At 73.5% G+C, this 20,386-nt stretch carries 15 protein-coding genes; 6 read left to right on the top strand and 9 right to left on the bottom strand.

The window, feature by feature from the left end; genetic code table 11:
* The first annotated feature begins 251 nt into the window (after positions 1–251).
* The 4 genes from Cus16_RS13260 to Cus16_RS13245 all read left to right on the top strand — a co-directional run bounded on the left by Cus16_RS13260 (position 252) and on the right by Cus16_RS13245 (position 5,975).
* A complete protein-coding gene (locus Cus16_RS13260; RefSeq protein ID WP_069713126.1) occupies positions 252–2,021 on the top strand; it encodes a hypothetical protein in 1,770 nt (589 codons plus the stop codon).
* Positions 2,021–2,860: a family 16 glycosylhydrolase gene (locus Cus16_RS13255; RefSeq protein WP_069713125.1), complete on the top strand. Its 840-nt coding sequence runs from the start codon at positions 2,021–2,023 to the stop codon at positions 2,858–2,860. The genes Cus16_RS13260 and Cus16_RS13255 overlap by 1 nt, the downstream gene beginning before the upstream one ends.
* Before the next feature lie 143 nt (positions 2,861–3,003).
* Positions 3,004–4,524 carry a cryptochrome/photolyase family protein gene (locus tag Cus16_RS13250; protein WP_069713124.1) on the top strand — a complete coding sequence of 507 codons (1,521 nt, stop codon included), beginning with the start codon at positions 3,004–3,006 and terminating at the stop codon, positions 4,522–4,524.
* Between the two features lie 119 nt (positions 4,525–4,643).
* Positions 4,644–5,975, top strand: a complete 1,332-nt coding sequence (locus Cus16_RS13245; RefSeq protein WP_069713123.1) for a GNAT family N-acetyltransferase — start codon at positions 4,644–4,646, stop codon at positions 5,973–5,975.
* A 58-nt stretch (positions 5,976–6,033) separates the two neighbouring features.
* Here Cus16_RS13245 and Cus16_RS13240 read toward each other — a convergent pair whose 3' ends face one another.
* Genes Cus16_RS13240 through Cus16_RS13230 form a run of 3 tightly spaced genes read right to left on the bottom strand, consistent with a single transcriptional unit; the run spans position 6,034 to position 8,696 of the window.
* Complete coding sequence (locus Cus16_RS13240; protein WP_069713122.1) at positions 6,034–6,354, bottom strand: hypothetical protein; 321 nt, start codon at positions 6,352–6,354, stop codon at positions 6,034–6,036.
* Positions 6,355–6,390: 36 nt separating this feature from the next.
* Positions 6,391–7,824 (bottom strand): phytoene desaturase family protein, encoded by a 1,434-nt coding sequence (locus Cus16_RS13235; RefSeq protein WP_069713121.1) that lies wholly within the window; start codon positions 7,822–7,824, stop codon positions 6,391–6,393.
* Complete coding sequence (locus Cus16_RS13230) at positions 7,821–8,696, bottom strand: UbiA family prenyltransferase (protein ID WP_069713120.1); 876 nt, start codon at positions 8,694–8,696, stop codon at positions 7,821–7,823. Before Cus16_RS13230 ends, Cus16_RS13235 begins: the two co-directional genes overlap by 4 nt.
* 83 nt (positions 8,697–8,779) lie before the next feature.
* On the opposite strand from Cus16_RS13230, the gene Cus16_RS13225 reads away from it, so the two are divergent.
* Positions 8,780–9,994, top strand: a complete 1,215-nt coding sequence (locus Cus16_RS13225; RefSeq protein WP_069713119.1) for a glycosyltransferase — start codon at positions 8,780–8,782, stop codon at positions 9,992–9,994.
* A 38-nt stretch (positions 9,995–10,032) separates the two neighbouring features.
* On the opposite strand, the gene Cus16_RS13220 is transcribed toward Cus16_RS13225, so the two are convergent.
* The 6 genes from Cus16_RS13220 to Cus16_RS13195 form a co-directional block, all read right to left on the bottom strand.
* Positions 10,033–10,983 (bottom strand): hypothetical protein, encoded by a 951-nt coding sequence (locus Cus16_RS13220; protein ID WP_069713118.1) that lies wholly within the window; start codon positions 10,981–10,983, stop codon positions 10,033–10,035.
* Between the two features lie 241 nt (positions 10,984–11,224).
* Positions 11,225–12,484 carry an FAD-binding protein gene (locus tag Cus16_RS13215; protein WP_069713139.1) on the bottom strand — a complete coding sequence of 420 codons (1,260 nt, stop codon included), beginning with the start codon at positions 12,482–12,484 and terminating at the stop codon, positions 11,225–11,227.
* A gap of 10 nt (positions 12,485–12,494) precedes the next feature.
* Complete coding sequence (gene araA / locus Cus16_RS13210; RefSeq protein ID WP_069713117.1) at positions 12,495–14,018, bottom strand: L-arabinose isomerase; 1,524 nt, start codon at positions 14,016–14,018, stop codon at positions 12,495–12,497.
* The gene (locus tag Cus16_RS13205) at positions 14,015–14,725 is read right to left on the bottom strand and encodes an L-ribulose-5-phosphate 4-epimerase (RefSeq protein WP_069713116.1); all 711 of its coding nucleotides are present in this window, start codon (positions 14,723–14,725) and stop codon (positions 14,015–14,017) included. Before Cus16_RS13205 ends, araA begins: the two co-directional genes overlap by 4 nt.
* Positions 14,722–16,485, bottom strand: coding sequence for a xylulokinase (locus Cus16_RS13200; protein WP_069713115.1), 1,764 nt, complete (start codon positions 16,483–16,485; stop codon positions 14,722–14,724). The genes Cus16_RS13205 and Cus16_RS13200 overlap by 4 nt, the downstream gene beginning before the upstream one ends.
* Before the next feature lie 753 nt (positions 16,486–17,238).
* The gene (locus tag Cus16_RS13195) at positions 17,239–18,243 is read right to left on the bottom strand and encodes a LacI family DNA-binding transcriptional regulator (RefSeq protein WP_141718989.1); all 1,005 of its coding nucleotides are present in this window, start codon (positions 18,241–18,243) and stop codon (positions 17,239–17,241) included.
* Positions 18,244–18,382: 139 nt separating this feature from the next.
* Here Cus16_RS13195 and Cus16_RS13190 point away from each other — a divergent pair, with 139 nt between their 5' ends.
* Entirely contained in the window at positions 18,383–20,383 is a 2,001-nt protein-coding gene (locus Cus16_RS13190; protein WP_069713113.1) for a glycoside hydrolase family 127 protein, read from the top strand.
* Positions 20,384–20,386: the final 3 nt, after the last annotated feature.

Here is a 20,386-nt window from a genome sequence, read left to right as displayed (position 1 = left end):
TCTCGCCCTGCTCGGCGTCGGGCAGGCCCGYGTCGCGCTCRCCCSCSSYCACCCCCCCCCCCCCCCCCCCCCCCCCCCCCCCCCCCCCCCCCCCCCCCCCCCCCCCCCCCCCCCCCCCCCCCCCCCCCCCCGTTCGGGGTACGCGCTTGTCCGCCGCAGCACCGACTGCCGCGACCCGCGGGCGGGTCTACCGTCTGTTGCGGGCGGCAACGGGGCCGCCCGACGACGAATCGAGCATCATGCAACGACGGATGAGCACGCTCCTCGCGACGATCACGGCGGTCGGCCTGGTCGGCGCCCTGACGCCGGCCCTGCAGGCACAGGCAGCGGTCCCCACCAGCGACACCCCCGACTTCGGCAGCAACGTCAAGGTCTACAGCCCCTCGACACCGACCTCGACCATCCAGGCCGACGTCGACGCGGCGTTCAACTCGCAACTGCGGAGCACCACCGCGCAGTTCGGGTCGCAGCGGTACGCGTTCCTGTTCAAGCCGGGCAGCTACGGCCGGGTCTGGGCGAACCTGGGCTTCTACACGTCCGTGGCGGGTCTCGGGAAGAACCCCGACGACGTCACGATCAACGGGGCGGTCAACGTCGACTCCGGGTGGAACGCCGGCGACGAGAAGAACGCGACGCAGAACTTCTGGCGGTCGGTCGAGAACCTGGCGATCGTGCCCGAGGGCGGCACCGATCGATGGGCCGTCTCGCAGGCCGCGCCGATGCGCCGCGTGCACGTGAAGGGCAACCTGACGATGGGGCCCTCCAACCAGGACGGTGGTCAGGGCTACTCGTCCGGCGGGTACATCGCCGACTCGAAGATCGACGGCACCGTCACGAGCGGCTCGCAGCAGCAGTGGTACACGCGCAACTCCACGCTCGGGTCGTGGCAGGGCGGCAACTGGAACATGACGTTCTCGGGCGTCCAGGGTGCGCCCGCGAACGACTTCGCGAAGAGCTACACCACCCTGGCGACGACGCCGGTCACCCGCGAGAAGCCGTACCTGTACGTCGACTCGTCGAACAAGTACCACGTGTTCGTGCCGTCGCTGCGGACGAACTCCTCCGGCGTCACGTGGCCGGACACCGCCGGGACCGACATCCCGATGCGGAACTTCTACGTCGCGCACCCGGGCGACTCCGCGGCGACGATCAACAGCGCGCTCGCGCAGGGGCTGAACCTGTTCTTCACCCCCGGCACGTACCAGCTGAACGCCGCACTGAACGTCACGCGTGCCGACACCGTCGTGACCGGCATCGGCTTCCCGACGCTCGTGCCGACGGCCGGCAACGCGGTCATCACCTCGAACGACGTCTCCGGCGTCAACGTCTCGAACCTCGTCGTCGACGCGGGCACGCAGAACAGCGCGCAGCTCGTCCGCCTCGGCACCAGCGGCTCGCACGTCGACCACGCCGCCGACCCCCAGAGCATCCAGGACGTCTTCTTCCGCGTCGGCTCGAGCATCCAGGGCAGGGCCACGACGACGTTGCAGGTCAACGCCGACGACACGCTGGTCGACCACATCTGGGCCTGGCGTGCCGACCACGGCGGTGCGGCCACCGGCTGGAACGTCAACACCGGCGCGACCGGCGTCGAGGTGAACGGCGACGACGTGCTCGCCACCGGGCTGTTCGTCGAGCACTACCAGAAGTACGAGGTGCTCTGGAACGGCAACCGCGGTCGCACGATCTTCTTCCAGAACGAGATGCCGTACGACGTGCCGGACAACGCCTCGTGGCAGAGCCCCACGGGCGCCGGGTACGCGGCCTACAAGGTCGCCTCCGGGGTGACGAACCACGAGATCTGGGGCGGCGGCGTGTACTGCTTCTTCAACACGAACCCGTCGGTGCACGCGGACCGCGCGTTCGAGACCCCGACCACCTCGGGCATCCGGGCGCACGGGCTCGTGACGGTCTCCCTCGGTGACACCGGGACGATCTCGAGCGTCATCAACGGCGTCGGTGGATCGGTGCCGACGCCCGCGGGCAACACCGCGCCGAACCGCGTCGCGTCGTACAACTGATGCGCGCCGCAGCAGCAACACGGCGACGGGTCGTCGCGCTCACCCTCGCCGGCGCCGCCGCGGTCTCCCTCGGCGCAACGCCCGCCCTCGGGGTCACGACGACCGCCGAGGCCGCCACGGGGCAGGTGGTCTGGTCCCAGGACTTCGACGGTGCCGCCGGCAGCGCACCGGACCGCTCGGTCTGGGCGAACGAGACCGGTGGAGGGGGCTGGGGCAACAACGAGCTCCAGACCTACACGGACTCGCGGGCGAACTCGGCGCTCGACGGGCAGGGCAACCTGGTCCTCACGGCGAAGCGGGAGGCCGACGGCTCGTACACGAGTGCCCGCCTGACGACCCAGGGGCGGTACACGCCCCGGTACGGCCGGGTCGAGGCGCGCATCCAGATCCCCCGCGGCCAGGGCATCTGGCCGGCGTTCTGGATGCTCGGTTCCGACCTGCCGCAGAGCGGCTGGCCGGCGTCCGGCGAGATCGACGTGATGGAGAACGTCGGCAAGGAGCCGGCGACCGTCCACGGGACCGTGCACGGCCCGGGCTACTCGGGTGGCCAGGGCATCACCGCCAGCTACCAGCACCCGCAGGGCTGGTCGTTCGCGGACACCTTCCACACGTTCGCGGTGGACTGGAAGCCCGGCTCGATCACCTGGTCGGTCGACGGTGTCGCGTACCGGACGGTCACGACCGCTGACACGAACGGGAACCCGTGGGTGTTCGACAAGCCGTTCTTCATCGTGCTGAACCTCGCGGTCGGTGGCAACTGGCCCGGGTACCCCGACGGGTCGACGTCGTTCCCGCAGCAGATGAAGGTGGACTTCGTCCGGGTGATCGACAACTCCTGAGCGAGGACGAGGCAGGACCGCAGCGGGGTCGTCGGCGCGAGCCGGCGGCCCCGCAGCCGTACCGGACAGCACGCACGACCGCTCGATAGACGGGGCACACGCGCCGTCAGCCGGACGTCACACGTCGCCGGTAGCGTCCGGGCATGGCACCCGAGCGCGGCAGCACCGAAGCCGGCGGCACCGACCGCAGCAGCACCGATCGCCGTCGCCTCGTCCTGCCCGGGCAGTACGGACCCCTGTTCGACGACGGCGGCCCCGCCCTGGTCGTCGAGGCCCGCGAGTTCTTCACCGCGCGCCCGGTGCACCGCGCCAAGGCACACCTCTGGCTGAGCGCCCTCCGGCACCGCGTCCGCGAGCTCGGCGACCGCGCCGAGCACGTGCAGGTCGACACCCTCCGGGAGGCGCTGGTCGGCCGCGACGACCTCGACGTGGTCGACCCGCCCTCCCGGACCCTCCGCGCCCAGGTCCGGCACTGGGGCCGCGGGACCGAGGTCCTGCCGAGCCGCGGGTTCGTCACCGACGAGGCCGAGTTCGCCGAGTGGGCGGCGCAGGGCACCGGACGGTTCCGGATGGAGACCCACTACGAGCGGGTCCGCCGGCGCGAGGGCTGGCTGATGCAGTCCGGCAAGCCGATCGGCGGGAAGTTCAGCCTCGACGACCAGAACCGCGAGCCGCCACCCCGGGGTGCAACGACGCTCGGACTGCCGGACCCCTGGTGGCCGACGGAGGACGACATCGACGACGAGGTCCGGCACGACCTCGACCGCTGGGAGCGCGACGGGGTGGCGAGGTTCGTCGGCCGCGACGACACCCGCCGCTTCGCCGTCACCGCGGACGAGGCCCGACAGGCCCTCGACGACTTCGTGCAGGTCCGGCTCGGTGACTTCGGCCCCTTCGAGGACGCCACGCTCACGAACGACTGGACGATGGCGCACTCGCTGCTCAGCGTCCCGATGAACCTCGGCGTGCTCGACCCGTTCGAGGTCGTCGAGGCCGCACTCGTCGCGCACCGCGACCACGACGCCCCGCTCGCGAGCGTGGAGGGCTTCGTCCGCCAGGTCGCCGGCTGGCGCGATTACGTCTGGCACCTCTACTGGTGGTTCGGCGACGACTACGGCGCCGAGGAGAACGCCCTCGGTGCGCACGAGCGGCTCCCCCGCTGGTGGCAGGAGCTCGACGCGTCGGAGATCGACGCCGTCTGCCTGTCCACCGCGATGGAGGGCCTGCACGACCACGGCTGGCTCCACCACATCCAGCGGCTCATGGTGCTCGGCAACTGGGCCCTGCAGCGCGGGTACGACCCGGTGCACCTGACCGAGTGGTTCACCGACGTGTTCGTCGACGGCACCGACTGGGTGATGCCCGCGAACATCATCGGCATGTCCCAGCACGCCGACGGCGGGATGGTCGCGACGAAGCCCTACGCGTCCGGCGGGCGGTACATCGACCGAATGTCGGACCACTGCGGTGGCTGCCGGTACGACCCCACGAAGCGGCTCGGCGAGGACGCCTGCCCGTTCACCGCCGGCTACTGGGCGTTCCTGTCGCGCACGGAACCGGCGCTGCAGGACAACCCGCGGATGATGCGGCCGCTCCAGCAGATGCGGCGGCTCACGGACCTCGACGAGGTGGTGGCCCAGGAGACGCGACGCGGCACGCCCTGACCGGCCGTCCGGTCCGTCGGGACCGTGTGACGGACGGGAGGCGCGGTGCGGCGCTGCCCCGCGCCTCCCGTCCGACGTCCGCTCACCGCCCGGACGGGGCACACCGGTAGGGTCGGCTCGTGGCCAGCAACGACGCATTCGACGACCGCTACGACCTGCGCGAGTTCGCGCCGACGACCGACGACCAGGGGGCGCCGACGCCGGAGACCGAGGCGTGGATGCGCGCCGTCGGGCTCGGGTTCCACGAGCCGCACCCCGACGCCGAGGGCGCTGCCCGCATGGCGTCGCACTTCCTCGAGGACCAGGAGACCTTCCTCGGCGCGTACCTGCGGGATCCCCTCCCCGGGTCCGTCGACGAGACGTGGCCGGCCGGCACGTTCACGTGGTTCCGCAAGCGGCTCAGCTGGGGCGACGGCGCCTCGATCGACACGCAGGCGATCTCCGCCGTGACCGTCCGACCCACCGAGCGTCGGCGCGGGATCCTCCGCCGGATGATGACCCGCGCCCTCGAGCGCGGCGTCGCCGAGGGGTACGCCGTCGCCTCGCTCACCGCGTCCGAGGGCACGATCTACCGGCGGTTCGGGTTCGGCTGCGCGATCCGCGAGCGCGCCGTCCGCGTCCGCCGCGAGCGCGCGCTCCCCCTGCTCGCCCCGACGACCGGCACCGTCGCCGTCGTCACGCCGGAGTGGCTCGCGGGCGGCGTCGGCCGCGCCGTCTTCGACCGGTTCGACGCCCGTACCCCGGGGTCCATGGTGCGCAACGCCGGCACGTGGCCGATCGTGTTCGGACTGCGTGACGGCGAGGGCAAGCCCGCGACCGACGTCCGCGCCGCGGTGCACCGGCCCGCCGGCGCGACCGCCGCCTCGGACGTCGACGGCTACGTGACGTGGCGCGTCAAGGAGGGTCGCGGCGGCACCGACACCGTGCTCGAGGTCGTCGACCTGGTGTACGCCACCGACGCCGCGTACCTGTCGCTGTGGGAGTTCCTGCTGTCGATCGACCTCAACGACGTCGTCCGGTACACCCGCTCGCGGCTCGACGACCCGGTCGTCGCGGCGCTCGGGGACAACCGCGCCTACGACGTCGAGCACGAGGAGGACCACGTCTGGCTGCGGGTGCTCGACGTGCCGGCGGTGCTGACCTCGCGTCCGTACGCGGTCGACGGGTCGATCTCGCTCGCGGTGTCCGACACGATGGGCTTCGCCGCCGGCACCTACCGTCTCGACGTCGTCGACGGACGGGGCACCGTGACCCGGACGGCCGACGACGACGGTGGCGAGGCGGACCTGCGGCTCGACGTGGCGGACCTCGGCGCGGTGCTCATCGGGTCGGTGTCGCCGGTGACGCTCGCGGCGGCGGGCCTCGTGCACGCGGACGACCCGGCGGCACCGGCGGTGTTCCGGTCGATGCTGGTGCCGGCGCGGGTGCCGCACGGGATCACGTACTTCTAGGCGACCCGGGAGGCGCGAGGACTCCGCCGGGAAGCCGGTCCTCGCACCTCCGGCGACGTCACTCCAGCAACGACTGCACGGCGTTCCAGAGGTCGAACTGCTTGCCGCCCGTGAAGAACGCTCCGGCGCGCTTGAAGCGGTACTCCGTGGCCCCGGGCATGCCCGCGCCCTGGAGCCGGACGAGGCCGACCGGGCGACCGTCGTCGGCGCTCGTCACGGTCCAGTCGGACGGGGCGCCGACCGGTGTGCCGTCGCAGGTCACGACGTACCGGTGCCCCGTGTCGGTCTCGACGTCGAACCGCGGCACGTGGTCGAGGTCGGCGTCGCGGTCCTGGGGTCGACCCTGCACCGTGACCGTGCTGATGTTCGCCTGCACCACCCTGGTCTCCTCCTGACCGGTCACCCTCGGCCGGCCTCAGGCCGGGTTCGCCTTGAGCAGCCGGGTCACGGCGATCATGGCGCCGCCCACCACCGCCGGGATGCCACCGCCGGGGTGCACCGACGCGCCGACGCGCCACAGCCAGGGCTTCCACGGGTCGTTGTACGACGGGCGGTGGAAGGGTCCGCTCAGCCACGGCGGACGCGCTGCCCCGTAGAGCGCGCCGTGGGGTTCGCCCCCGCCGCCGTAGTACTGCGGATCGAGCACGACCTGCTCGTCGAGCAGGTCCGTGAGGGGCCGGTCGAGTCCCATCGCGCTCGAGACCCGGTCGACCTCGCGTCGGACGAAGGGGTGCTCCACCGTGTACCGCCCGCCGTCCGCGGGGGCGGTGAGCAGGATGCCGAGGGTGCTGCGCGGGTTCGGGTACACCTCACCGGCGCGGTACTGGTTGACGAACACCATGGTGTCCGCCGGCTCGTCGCCCGCCTCGAGGCTCCGGTGGAGCGCGGCGGGCTTCGTGGGCAGCACGACGCTGTGCGTCGCGAGGGCGTCCGGCAGCTCCTCCCGCAGCACGCCGTACACCGCGACGGCCGAGCAGGAGAGGGTGCGGGCGCGTCGACGGGGAACGGTGGGGATCCGCGACGGACCCGTCAGCGTGGTCAGCCGGTCGGCGTCGAGTGCGCTGACGACCAGGTCGGCGCGGTGGTGCCCGACGTCGGTTGTGACGGACCCACGCTCGATGCGGGTGACGGCCTCGCCGGTGCGGACCTCGACCCCGGCCGCCTCGGCCAGCCGACCCAGCGCGAGCACGATCTCGTACACACCGCCGCGCGGCACCCAGGCCCCGGTCTCCGCCATGATCGCGGGCATGCTCGCGTAGAGGGCGGGGGTGCGCGACGGCGAGACGCCCGCGTTGAGAGTGTGGATCGCGATGATCTCGCGCAGCCCGTCCGGCAGCCACGGCAGGCTGTCGAGGTAGGCGCGCGTGGTGAGCCGCGAACCGTACACGGCCAGCAGCCTGCGGAGCGCGGGCAGCGCGGCCCGGTCGAGCGGGTCGGCGAGCAGCAGCTCGGTCACGTCGTCGGCGAGCGGCGCGTGCAGGTCGGCGAAGCGTCGCCACGCGGGGTACCACGGGTGGTCGGGTGCCACCGGCAGGGAGGTCTCCTCGCCGTCGTGGTAGTACCGGCCGACCTCGGGCATCCGCACCAGGTCGAGGCCGCCGACGTCACTCGTCCGGTCGGCGGGACGCGCGCCGTCGCCGAGTCGCCGCAGCAGCTCGTCCCACACCGCGGGGAAGGTCACCAGCGACGGCCCGGTGTCGATGCGGTCCGCCCCGAGCTGGATGCGGCGACTCTTGCCGCCGAGCTCGGCGGAGGACTCGAGCAGGGTGACCCGGTGCCCCGCGTGCGCGAGCAGCGCGGCGGCGGTCAGTCCGCCGATCCCGCCGCCGACCACGACGATCCGGCTCATGCGCGGCCTCCCAGGACGATCGAGACCATGAGCAGCACCCCGGCGAACGAACCCGCGATGTAGGGGAACGCGACCGACAGGCGGTAGAGGCGGTGCCCGGTCTCCGGTGTCGGGTCGCGCAGCAGGGACACCACGAGGATGCCGGCGATCAAGAGGTTGACGGCGGCCACGGGCACGCTCACCACGGCGAACAGCGCCGTGGAGACGAGCCACCACACCCCGCTCCAGACCGCGGTCCCGCGCGCGCCGAGCCGCACCGCGGTGGTGGTGATCCCCGCGTCACGGTCCTCGACGATGTCCTGGACCGCGTCGAAGGCGTGCTTCGCCACGCTCCACGCCATCAGCCCGAGGGCAGCGGGCCAGACGGGCGTCACCTCGAGGGCAGCGGGCACGATGACGAGCGGCAGCGCGTAGGCCGCGTTGCTCAGCGAGTCGAGGAAGGGCCGTGCCTTGAAGCGCAGCGGCGGTGCCGAGTAGAAGACGAAGACACCCACGTAGAGCAGGATCGCGACGTTCGCGAGCGGCGGCAGCGTGAGGGCGAAGAGGACGAGGAACGGGACGTTGACGGCCGCCACGGCCCAGGCGATGAGGCGGACCTCGGACTGACGGATCCGCGCGCCCTCGATGGAGCCCTTGCGCGGGTTGGCCGCGTCGGTGTCCTGGTCGTAGATGTCGTTGACGCCGTAGATGAGCAGGTTGAACGGCAGGGTCAGCCACAGGATCACCGGGAGTGCCCGGAGGTCGAACAGCGAGCCGGTCAGCCAGACGGCGACGAGCCCGGACCCGATCGTGTTGATCCAGAGCACCGGTCGCGAGATGTGGACGAGGCGGCGCACGGCCAGACCGAGCCCCGACGGTGCGGTACTCGACATCGTTCCACCACCGTCTGTCACGAGGTCGAGCGTACGCGCCGCGGGTCGGCACCGCGTGACGGTGCCCGGGCCACACTGGTCGGATGCGCATGATGCTGCTCACCGCAGGCACCCGAGGCGACGTGGAGCCGTTCACTGCGCTGGCACGGCACGCCGCCGCCTGCGGTCACGAGGTCCGGCTGGCACTGCCCGACGACGCCGTCGCACCCGCGGACGTGGACACCGTGCCCCTCGGCCTGGACGCCCGTCGGGTGCTCGCGCCTCCCGGACGCTCCCCGATCGCGATCGCACACCACGTGCGCTCCGAGGTGCGGCCCGCGATGCGGCGCATGTTCGCCGCCGCGGTGCGGGAGACCGTCGCCTTCGACCCCGACGTGGTGGTGCACCACCCGCTGATCCTCAGTGCCCCGATGGTGACGGACACGCTCGGCGTGCCCCGCGTGCTGGCGGAGTTCGCGCCCGTGGCGACCCCGAGCGCGCGCTTCCCCGCCGCCGGCGGCCCGACGGCCACCCGAGACCTCGGCTCGGGCAACCGGACCAGCTACGCCGTGCCGCGCGCCGCCGCACGCCTGTTCGACGCCGACGTCGCGCGTGCCGCCGCCGGGTTGCCGGGAGGTCGTGGTCCCGCCCGGCGGTCGTCCTCGCGAGCGACCCTGATGGCGGTCAGCCCCGCGCTGCTGCCGCGTCCGGACGACTGGCCGGAGCGCGTCCACCAGACGGGTGCCTGGTACGAGGACGGACCAGCCCCGACCGCCGACCCGGCCGTCGCCGCGTTCCTCGATGCCGGCCCCTTCGTCGTGGCGTCGCTCGGTTCGATGGCCTCGCTCGGTCCGTCGGCCGACGGGGAGGCATCGGCCCGCGGACGTGCGGTCGTCACGGCCGCCCGGTTCCACGGTCTCCGCGTGTTGCTCGTCACCGGGTGGGGCGGCCTCGCGCTGCCGTCGGAGTGCCGCGGTCCGGACGTGCTCGCGGTGCGCTCGGCACCGTTCGACGCGGTGTTGCCGGGTGCGGCCCTCGCGGTGCACCACGGCGGTGCCGGCACCTCCCACGCGGTCGCCCGGGCCGGGGTGCCCGCCGTCGTCGTGCCCGTCACGGCCGACCAGCCGTTCTGGGCCGCGCAGCTGCACCGGCAGGGGCTCGCCGCGGCGGCGGTCCCGCTGCGGCGCCTGTCGGCCTGGACGCTCGCTTCGGCGATGGGCGATGCCCTGTCCCGCCGCGAGCGGGCCGCGGAGGTGGGTCGGCTCGTGCGGCGGGAGCACGGCGTGCGGCGGGCGGTCGACGTGCTCGAGTCCCTCTGAGGCCCCGTCCCACCGTCCGTCCGCCGACCGCGGAGGGGTCAGCGGTCGAACAGGCCGCCGAGGAAGTCGTTCCCGAGGTTCGACGCCTGCTCGCCCAGGCCGGATGCCTGCTCGCCCAGGCCGGATGCCTGCTCGCCGAGGCCGCTCGCCTGTTCGCCCAGGCCGCCGAGGAACTGCTCGCCCTCGGCCGCGAAGCCCTCGACCCCGCCGCCGAGGTCGGCCAGGCCGAGGTCGCCGATGCCGGACGCGATGCCCTCGAAGTCGACGCCGAGGTCCGCGGCTCCGGCGAGCACCGGCGCGGCGGCCGCACTGACGACGGCACCACCGGCGACCGCCACGGCCAGGCCGCCGACCGCCATTGCACCGGCTCCGACCGCGGCGCCGCCGGCGAAGGCACCACCGCGCCCGCCCGTCGACCGGCCGGACCCGCCGAGCACACGACGGATGAGCCCGGGGCGGGACATCTCCCCGCGGGTCATCGCCCGGGCCATGCCGCCCGACGAGTCGTCGCGCAGGTGCTCGTGCGGCGGCAGCTCGGAGTTGAGTCGGTCACGGACCTGCTGCCGCTGCGCCGGCGTGAGGCGGGCGAACGCGTCGTGGTGGACCTGTTCGAGCTGGTCGGGGTTCGACGTGCGGAGCAGGTAGTCGTACTTCGCCAGCGCGACCTTGTCGGGGTCGGCCTGGCCGTGCTGCTGCGGTCGGCCACCGTGCTGCGGCTGCCCGTACTGCTGCTGGTGGGGTTGCTGCTGGCCGTACTGCTGCTGCTGGGGCTGCCCGTACTGCTGCTGCTGTCCGTGCGGGCGCTGCTGCTGCGAGCGGTCGTCGCCCGTCAGCTTGTCCGCGGCCGTGCGGACGATGTCACGCCAGTCGCTCCCGCCCGAGGACGGCTGCTGGTTGCCAGCGGCGGCGTTCCCCTGACCGCGCTGCTTCTGCATCTGCTTGTCGATGACCTTCGAGGCCATGCCGAGGATCCGGTTGAGGTTCGCCATGCACCAACCTTTGTGTCCACACATGTGAGCACTCAGCGACCCACCCGTGCCCGAGCCGCCGAACTCCTGCACATCTGCTGATCCCGCCCGCTCGCGGGTACGTGTCGAACCACGGTCCCGACGTCGAACCAGCCCCGGCGCGTGGTTCGACGTCGCATCCGTGGTTCGAACCACGTACACGCCCACGCCCGCGCACGCGCACGCGCCGGCGCCCGCGCACGCGCACGCCCCCGCGCGGCGGTCAGGACAGCACGCGCGCCAGGAACGCGTTGCGGAACCGCCCGGCCGGGTCGAGGCCGCGCGCGAGGGCTGCGAAGTCGTCGAGCCGCGGGTAGGCCTCGTGCAGTCGCTCCACGCCCGCCGCCGACACCTTGCCCCAGTGCGGCCGGGGGTCGAACGGCGCGAGGACCGCCTCGATCCGCTCGACCGCCGAAGCGACGGCCGCCGGGTCGCGCCGGAACGTGAAGTGCAGACCGACCGACCGTCGACCGGTCGAGGGCGCGAGCCAGGCGGTGTCCGCCGCGATCGTCCGGACCTCCGCGGCGATGAGCAGCGGTGCGAACACCGGCTCGAGCGGACGCAGGGCATCGAGTGCCGCGACGGCGTGCGCCGCGGGGATCAGGTACTCCGCCTGGATCTCCGCCCCGGTGGACGGCGTGAAGGTCGACCGGAAGTGCGGCAGCCGCTCGGCCCAGGGGCCGGGGACACCGCCCTGCTCGGTGACGCTCGCGGCGTCGTTCTCACCCGGGTGCACCGGTCCGTCGGCGCGGCGGGCACCGAGGGCGACGAGGTCGACCGCGGGCCCGGGCTCGTCGACGCGGTGCTTCGTCCACACCTGCCGGGCGCCGCGGTCGTCGAACGAGGTGAACATCGACACCGAGTAGGCATCGGACATCACGTCGTCGAAGTGGGCCGACACGGCGTCCCACGGCAGGTCGAGGTGCACGGTCGTGGCGACCTGGAACGTCGGCTCGATCGCGAGCTCGACCGCGGTGACGACACCGAGCGCCCCGAGGGCCACCCGGTGCGCGTCGAGGGCGTCGTCGGGCGACGAGGCGTCGACCCGGTCGACCGCGCCCGAGGCGCGGACGACGTCGAGACCGACCACGGCCTGCGCGAGCGAGGGGTTGCGGACGCCCGAGCCGTGCGTGCCCGTCGCGACCGCACCGGCGACCGAGATGTGCGGCAGGGAGGCGAGGTTCGCGAGGGCCCAGCCACGGGCCTCCAGTCCGGACGCCAGCTGACTGTGCGTCATCCCGGCCGCGACGCGCACGACCCGGCGCGTCTCGTCGATGTCGAGCAGCTGCGGGAGACCGGCGAGCGTGACCTGCACGGCGTCGGTGTCGGCGATCTCGTTGAACGAGTGCGTCGATCCGAGCGCCGTCAGGCGCGGCGTGGCCGCGACGAGCTGCTGGAGCTCCGCCACCGAGGTGGGGCGTTCCAGCGCGGAAGCACGGTAGGTGACGTTCCCCGCCCAGTTGGTGCGCGTCGTCGCGGCCACGGTCACGGTCCTAGAACCCGCGGTCGAGACGGTGCCACGCCTGCTGGAGGCGCAGCTCGTCGCGGAAGCCGCGGGCCGTGGTGTGCTCGTCGATGACGAGGAACTCGGTGCCGACCATGGTCGCGAGGTCCTCGACGACCTGCAGGCCGACGGCCGTCGTCATCACGGTGTGGTGCGCGGCGCCGGCGGTGAGCCACGCCTCCGCGGCGACGGGGAACGACGGACGCGGCTCCCAGACGGCACGGCCGACGGGGAGCTTCGGCAGGGCCTCGGTCGGGGGCACGACGTCGACGACGTTCGCGGTCAGGCGGAAGCCGTCGCGGGTGTCGGAGAGCGCGACCACCACGGCCTCGCCCGCGTCGGCCGTGAAGACCAGGCGCACCGGGTCGTCCTTGCCGCCGATGCCGAGCGGGTGGATCTCGAGCGTCGGCGTCGAGGTGGTGAGCGTCGGCGAGACCTCGAGCATGTGCGCGCCGAGGATCTTCTCCGCGCCCGGGGTGAGGTCGTACGTGTAGTCCTCCATCAGGGAGGCACCGCCGGGCAGCCCCGCGCCGGCGACGTTCATCGCGCGGACGAGGACGGCGGTCTTCCAGTCGCCCTCGGCACCGAAGCCGTAGCCGTCGGCCATCAGCCGCTGGACCGCGAGGCCGGGCAGCTGCTTGAGCGTGCCGAGGTCCTCGAAGTTCGTGGTGAACGCGGCGGAGCCGTTCTGCTCCAGCAGGGCGCGGAGGCCGAGCTCGATCGCGGCGCCGTCGCGGAGCGCGGCCCGGCGTGCACCGCCGTCGCGCAGGTCGTCGACGACGTCGTACTGCGCGTCGTACTCGGCAACCAACGCGTCGACCGCTGCCGTGTCCGCTCCTGCCGCTGCGACGGCGTCCGCGAGCTCGTTCACGGCCCAGGTGTTCACCTGCACGCCGAGCTCGATCTCCGCCTCGGTCTTGTCGCCCTCGGTGACGGCGACGTAGCGCATGTTGTCGCCGAAGCGCGTCAGCTTGAGCTCCCGGACGGCGGCAGCACCGGCCGCGGCGCGCGTCCAGTTCGCCACCCGCTGCTGCACGCGGGGGTCGGAGACGTGCCCGACGGCCGTCGCGTGCCGGACCCCGAGACGCGCCAGGGCGTACCCGAACTCGCGGTCGCCGTGCGCGGCCTGGTTGAGGTTCATGAAGTCGAAGTCGATGTCGCCCCACGGCAGCGCGACGTTCGCCTGCGTGTGCAGGTGCAGCAGCGGCTTCGTCAGCGCCTGGAGGCCGCCGATCCACATCTTCGCCGGGCTGAACGTGTGCATCCACGTCGTGACGCCGATCACCCGGTCGTCCGCACTGGCCTCGATGAGGGCACGGCGGATGCCGTCGGCGTCCTTGAGGACCGGCTTCCACACGAGCTTCACCGGCAGCGCGCCCGCGAGCTGCGCGTGCACGGCCTTGCTCTGCTCCTCCACCTGGCGGAGGGTCTCCTCGCCGTACAGGCCCTGGGAGCCGGTGAGGAACCAGACCTCGTAGCTGTCGAGGGTGGCCTGGGGGTTCACCTGCGTCATCGCATGGCTCCTTCGGGGTTCTGTCCGTAGACGTTCTGGTAGCGGTCGAAGAGTCGATCGACGTCGTCGGGGGCGATCGGCACGAGCTCGCCGCCCTGCTTGGCGATGTGCACCGTGCGTGCGACGTCCTCGCACATCACGGCGGCCTTCACGGCGTCCTTCGCGTCCTTGCCGATCGTGAACACGCCGTGGTTCTGCATCAGCACCGCGCGGGAGCGGTGGCCGCTGAGCGTGTCGACGACGCCGCGGCCGATCGAGTCGTCGCCGATGATCGCGAAGGGGCCGACCGGGATCGGTCCGCCGAACTCGTCCGCCATCGCCGTGATCACGCACGGGATCTCCTCGGCGCGGGCCGCCCACGCCGTCGCGTAGGTCGAGTGCGTGTGCACGACGCCGCCGACCTCCGGCATGTTCCGGTACACGAAGGCGTGCGCGGCGGTGTCGGAGGACGGGCCGTGCGCGTTGCCCCAGCCGTCCGCCGGGACGCCGTCGAGGGTGCAGACCACCTGGTTCTCCGGGGTCAGGTCGTCGCTCGACACCCCGCTGGGCTTGATGACGAACAGGTCGGTGCCGGGCACGCGCTGCGAGACGTTCCCGCCGGTCCAGATCACCAGGCCGTAGCGGACGAGCTCGCCGTGCAGGGCGGCGACGCGCTCGCGGGCCGCGGCGACGGCCGCCTTCGTCTCGTCGGTGGGCGCTTTGGTCATCGGGTCGGCTCCTTCTGGTCGGTCGCTGCTGTCTGCTCGGCCGGGAGGCGCGGCTCGGCCCCGTCGGTCGGCTCGCCCTGGTCGGCGGACACGTCCGGGTCGGTCGGCTCGCCCTGGTCCGTCGGTGCGCCGGTGCGGGTCGCCGCTGCCGCCACGTCCTGCACGGGCAGGGCCGCGCGGTACCGGCCGAGGTAGTCCTGGAACCCCTCGACGTCCCGCTGGTCGGGCTCGGCGACGTGGACGGCGTCCCCGCCGAACACCGTGTCGGCGAGGAAGTCCGCGAGCGACCGGTCGGTGTGCTCGAGGTAGGCGGCCAGGACGGCGATGCCCCAGGCGCCGCCCTCACCGGCGGTCTCCTCGAGGGCGACCGGCACGCGGAGCGCCGCGGCGAGCAGGCGCTGCGGTGCCCCGGGCGTGCGGAAGAGCCCGCCGTGCGCGGTCATCCGGTCGACGGCGACGTGTTCGCCGTGCAGGACCTCCATGCCGATCGCGAGGGTGGCGAAGGCGCCGTGGACCTCGGAGCGGACCAGGTTGCCGAGGGTGAACCGGGCGCCCGGTGTGCGGAGCAGCAGCGGTCGGCCGTCCTCGACACCGGTCACGGGCTCGCCGGCCAGGTAGTTGAACGAGAGCAGACCACCGGCGTCCGGGTCGGCGTCGGCCGCCTCGGCCAGGAGCGTCGCGTAGACGTCGTCGATGCTCGGTGCCGTGGTGCCGGCGCGCTCGCCCGCCGCCTCGGCGAACCGGCCGAACACGCGTGCCCACGCGGCGATCTCGCTCGCACCGTTGTTGCAGTGCACCATCGCGACGGCGTCACCCGTGGGGGTCGTGACGACGTCGAGCTCCTCGTGCGGGGTGGACAGCGCCCGCTCGAGCACGACCATCGCGAAGATGCTCGTGCCGACGCTGACGTTGCCGGTCCGGGGGGCCACCGCGTTCGTCGCGACCATGCCCGTGCCCGCGTCGCCCTCGGGCGGGCAGAACGCCACGCCGGGCTGCAGGGTGCCGGTCGGGTCGAGCCACGCGGCACCCTCGGCGGTGAGCGCACCCGCGTCCTCGCCGGCGACGAGCACGTCGGGCAGCAGTGCGCGGAGGTCGGGGACGCGCTCGCCGAGCAGGTCCTGCGTGGTCGCGAGCATGCCGACGTCGTAGTCGCGGCGGCCGGGCTCCCCCGGGGCGCTGTCGACCGGACCGGACTCGATCGGGAACATCCCGCTCGCGTCGCCGACGCCCAGGACGTCCTGGCCGGTGAGCATCCGGTGCACGTACCCGGCGAGGGTGGTGATGCCGGCGAGCTGGGCGACGTGGGGCTCCTCGTCCAGCACCGCCTGCACCAGGTGTGCGATCGACCAGCGCTGCGGCACGTTGAAGTCGAGCGCGTCGCTGAGGCGCTCGGCCGCGGGGCCGGTCGAGGTGTTGCGCCAGGTCCGGAACGGGACGAGCAACTCGCCGTCCTCGTCGAACGCCAGGTAGCCGTGCATCATCGCGGACACACCGGCGGCGCGGAAGGTCGTGGGGCGGACGCCGAACTGCCGCTCGACGTCGGCGACCAGGTCGGCGTAGGCCGCGCGGACCCCGGTCTCGACGGCGACGAGAGGGTAGGTCCACCGGCCGTCGACGTACTCGTTCTCCCACTCGTGGGAGCCGCTCGCGATCGGCCGGAGGTCCTCGTCGACCAGGACCGCCTTGATCCGGGTGGAGCCGAGCTCGATGCCGAGGGTCGTGCGGCCGTGTTCGACCTGCTGTCGGCGGTCGTCGCTCATGTGTCCTCCCGAGACCTCGTCGTCCTGCGTGAGCGCTCACATCCTGGCACGTGAGCGCTCACGCCTGCAACGCGACGGCGCGCCGCCCTGCTCGTACACGCCAGACCCTCCCGACGCCCGCCCGCCGCCCGCCCGCCGAACGTGCCGTTTCCGTCACCCTCGACGCCACCCGGCGACGGATCCCGCCCGCTCGACGATCCGCGCGCGGCGTGTCCGACCCGCTCGGCGCCCGCCGCCGCCCGCATCCCCGCACGCACGCCCGCCCGCTCAGAACCGTGGATCCGCCCGCCGAGCTCCCGCCGAACGGGCCGTTTCCGTCACCCTCGACGCCGCCCGGCGACGGATCCCGCCCGCTCGGCGATCCACACGCGGCATGTCCTGCCCGCTCGGTGCCGGACCCACTCCGCCCGCCTCGCCCGCATACCCGCACCCGCCCGGAACCGTGGGGCGCCGGCCGCCCTCCCACTGAGCGGGCCGTTCCCGTCACCCTCGACGCCGCCCGGCGACCGATCCCGCCCGCTCGGCGATCCACACGCGGCGTGTCCTGCCCGCTCGGCGCCGGACCCACTCCGCCCGACTCGTCCGTGCCGACCCGCCCGGGTCGTGCTCGCCGAGGTCCCACGACTCGCCGCTCGTGTGCGGTCGGGGTCCCGAGGAGCAGGGCGCGCGCCGCCGAGATGCCGTAATTGCGGAACCCGGGGAACGAGGACGACGGCGAGAACGAGCACGACGACGAGCGCGCCGCCCGCGGCCCTACGCGCCGACCGTGCTCTCGCGCACCACCAGGGACGGCGTCACCGACACCGACGCGGGCCGGCCACCGGCGACGAGCTCGAGCAGCGACCGCCCGGCGATCCGCCCGAGTTCGTCCAACCGCATGTCGACGGTCGTCAGCGGCGGACGACTCGCCAGCGCCACCACGTCCCAGTCGTCGTAGCCGGTCACCGCGACGTCACCGGGGACGCTCCGCCCGGTCTCGCGCAGCCGGTCGCACACCCCGCGGGCGATCTGGTCGTTGCCGCACACCACCGCGTCCACGTCTGCCGGAGCACGGTCGAGCAGGTCCACGGCCTGCCGCCCCCACCGCTCCGACCACTCGCCGTGCATCGGCTCCCCCACCATGCGGTCCCCGAGCACCGACCGGGCTCCGGTCGCACGGCTGACGGCGGAACGGGCGTCGGCCGGGCCGGAGACCACGGCCACCCGCCGCCGCCCGAGTGCCAGCACGTGCGCCGCAGCGTCGGCCGCGCCCCCGGCGTCGTCGAGGGTGACCGACACGTCCGACGCCGAGGTGGACGGGGTCAGCGCGTAGACGACCGGCACGGGGACGGGGACGTCGATCGGCGGGCGGGCGTCGGCGGAACGGCCGGTGACGATGATGCCGTCGACCCCGCGGGCGACGAGCGAGCGGAGGTAGTGGGCCTCGCGGACGTGGTCGTCGCGGGTGTCGGCGAGCAGGACCATGACCTCGCCGGCGGACAGGGCGTCCTCGGCCCCGAGCAGCACCGGCATCGTGAACCGTCCGAACGAGTCCGTCGTGACCATGCCCACGGTGTACGTGCGACCGGACGACAGCGCACGAGCCCGGGCGTCGCCGACGAACCCGAGCTTCTCGGCGGCGTCCTTCACCCGCGCTCGGGTCTCGTCGCGCAGCTGCCCCGTGTCGTTCAGGGCCTTCGAGGCGGTCCCGATCGACACCCCGGCGAGCGCGGCGACGTCGGTGATGCGGGCGGGGCGGCCACTGCGGTCCTGGGGCACGGCAACGTCCTTTCCGGTCGGTGGTCGCGGTCCGAGCATACGACCGGCGAGTCTTGTGCAGCCGCGCGGCCTGCCGTAGCGTCAGCTCCGGAAAGCGCTTTCCGCTCGGATCGCCGCTCGCCGGACGCAAGGAGGCGCCATGACCACCACGACCGCGACCGCCAGTGGTGCGCACACCGCGACCCCGGCCCTCCCGACCGAGGACGCACACCTCGCACTCCGCCCGCTGCCCGCCGGGCAGGCCCGCATCACCGGCGGCTTCTGGGCACTCCGTCAGGAGCGCAACGGGCGGGACGCGATCCGCAGCGGGTACCGGCAGCTCGAGGCCGCGGGCAACTTCCGCAACCTCCGCATCGCCGCCGGCGACGAGCAGGGCGAGGCGGTCGGCCCGATCTTCATGGACTCGGACGTCACGAAGTGGCTCGAGGCGGTGGCGTGGGAGTACGGCCGCGCCCCGGCCGACGACCTGCTCGAGCTGCAGCGCGAGGTCACCGCCCTGTACGGCCGAGCACAGGCCGAGGACGGCTACCTGGACTCGGTGCAGCAGGTCCGCGGCGCGGGCGAGCGGTACACGGACCTCGAGTGGAGCCACGAGCTGTACTGCGCCGGGCACCTGTACCAGGCGGCCGTCGCCCAGCACCGGGCCACGGGCGACACCGGGCTGCTCGAGATCGCGATCAGGAACGCCGACCACCTGGTCCGCACGTTCGGCGACGGCACCGCACCGGACGGCACGCCGAAGCTGCACGACATCGACGGCCACCCCGTCGTCGAGACGGGCCTCGTCGAGCTGTACCGCGAGACGGGCACCCGCGCCTACCTCGACCTCGCCCACTGGTTCGTCGACGCCCGCGGGCACGGCATCATCGAGCGCGCCGGCGGCGAGCCGACGTACTTCTCCGACCGGGTGCCGGCGCGCGAGGCGACCACCGTCGAGGGGCACGCCGTGCGCGCGGTGTACCTGGCAGCCGGAGCGGTGGACGTCGCGATCGAGACCGGCGACACCGAACTCCTCGCTGCGAGCGAGCGGCAGTTCGCCGACATGCAGGCGACGAAGGCGTTCATCACCGGTGGGCTCGGCGCGCGCTGGGACTGGGAGGCGTTCGGCGACCCGTACGAGCTCCCGACGGACCGCGGCTACGCGGAGACCTGCGCCGCGATCGGCGGGATCCAGTGGGCGTGGCGCCTGCTCCTCGCGACCGGGAAGCCCGTGTACGCCGACGCGATCGAGCGCCTGCTGTACAATGCGTTCCTGCCGGGCGTGAGCCTCGCCGGCACCGAGTACTTCTACGTGAACCCGCTGCAGCACCGCGACGCGGCCCACCGGGACGAGAACCGCTCCCCCGCGCACGGCCGCCGCGGCTGGTTCGACTGCGCGTGCTGCCCGCCGAACATCATGCGGACGTTCGCGAGCCTGGACGGCTACCTCGCGACGTCGACCGACGGCGGCCTGCAGGTCCACCAGTACGCCACCGCGGACCTCGGACCGGTGCGCGTCGAGACCGGCTACCCGCACGACGGCCGCGTGGTCGTCACGGTCACCGAGGGCGGCCCCCTGGCCCTCGGCCTGCGCATCCCCGCGTGGTCGGACACCACGACGGTCACGGGCGCGGGCGGCGAGGCCGTCCCGGCCCCCGGCACGCTCCACGTCGTCGAGCGCGAGTGGACCGCGGGCGACACCGTCGAGCTCCGCTTCGACACGAGCCCGCACCGGTACGTCGCCGATCCCCGCATCGACGCCGCCCGCGGACAGCTCGCGATCGAGCGCGGCCCGCTCGTCTACGCCGTCGAGCAGGCGGACCAGCAGGGCTTCACGGTCGACGACCTGACGGTCGACGCCACCGCGCCGATCACCGAGGAGCGCCGCGACGACCTGCTCGACGGCGTCGTCACGCTGCGCGTGTCCGGGTCCGCCCCGGCGCAGCACGAGCAGGCAGCGTGGCCGTACCGGCGGCTGGACGAGCCGGGAGGCGCGGATCGCGCCGGGGACGCGACCAGCGTCGTCGACGCGGCCGGCCCCGGCGACGCGACCACGGGCCTCCAGGCCGGGTCACCCGTCACCGCGACCGCCGTGCCGTACTACGCCTGGGCGAACCGCGGCGCAGCACCGATGCGCGTCTGGCTCCCGCTCCGGCACTGAGCC

Origin of the sequence: Curtobacterium sp. ER1/6 (assembly GCF_001742745.1) — a bacterium.
GTDB classification, from domain to species: domain Bacteria; phylum Actinomycetota; class Actinomycetes; order Actinomycetales; family Microbacteriaceae; genus Curtobacterium; species Curtobacterium citri.
The sequence above is the reverse complement of the archived record's forward strand: the minus strand, read 5'-3'. Positions and strand labels throughout refer to the sequence as shown.

Excerpts from the sequence above, each read along its gene's own strand:
- Cus16_RS13260 (WP_069713126.1), top strand. The coding sequence starts at position 252 with ATGAGCACGCTCCTCGCGACGATCACGGCGGTCGGCCTGGTCGGCGCC.
- Cus16_RS13255 (WP_069713125.1), top strand. The coding sequence starts at position 2,021 with ATGCGCGCCGCAGCAGCAACACGGCGACGGGTCGTCGCGCTCACCCTC.
- Cus16_RS13250 (WP_069713124.1), top strand. The coding sequence starts at position 3,004 with ATGGCACCCGAGCGCGGCAGCACCGAAGCCGGCGGCACCGACCGCAGC.
- Cus16_RS13235 (WP_069713121.1), bottom strand. The coding sequence starts at position 7,824 with ATGAGCCGGATCGTCGTGGTCGGCGGCGGGATCGGCGGACTGACCGCC.
- Cus16_RS13230 (WP_069713120.1), bottom strand. The coding sequence starts at position 8,696 with ATGTCGAGTACCGCACCGTCGGGGCTCGGTCTGGCCGTGCGCCGCCTC.
- Cus16_RS13225 (WP_069713119.1), top strand. The coding sequence starts at position 8,780 with ATGCGCATGATGCTGCTCACCGCAGGCACCCGAGGCGACGTGGAGCCG.
- Cus16_RS13220 (WP_069713118.1), bottom strand. The coding sequence starts at position 10,983 with ATGGCGAACCTCAACCGGATCCTCGGCATGGCCTCGAAGGTCATCGAC.
- araA (WP_069713117.1), bottom strand. The coding sequence starts at position 14,018 with ATGACGCAGGTGAACCCCCAGGCCACCCTCGACAGCTACGAGGTCTGG.
- Cus16_RS13205 (WP_069713116.1), bottom strand. The coding sequence starts at position 14,725 with ATGACCAAAGCGCCCACCGACGAGACGAAGGCGGCCGTCGCCGCGGCC.
- Cus16_RS13200 (WP_069713115.1), bottom strand. The coding sequence starts at position 16,485 with ATGAGCGACGACCGCCGACAGCAGGTCGAACACGGCCGCACGACCCTC.
- Cus16_RS13190 (WP_069713113.1), top strand. The coding sequence starts at position 18,383 with ATGACCACCACGACCGCGACCGCCAGTGGTGCGCACACCGCGACCCCG.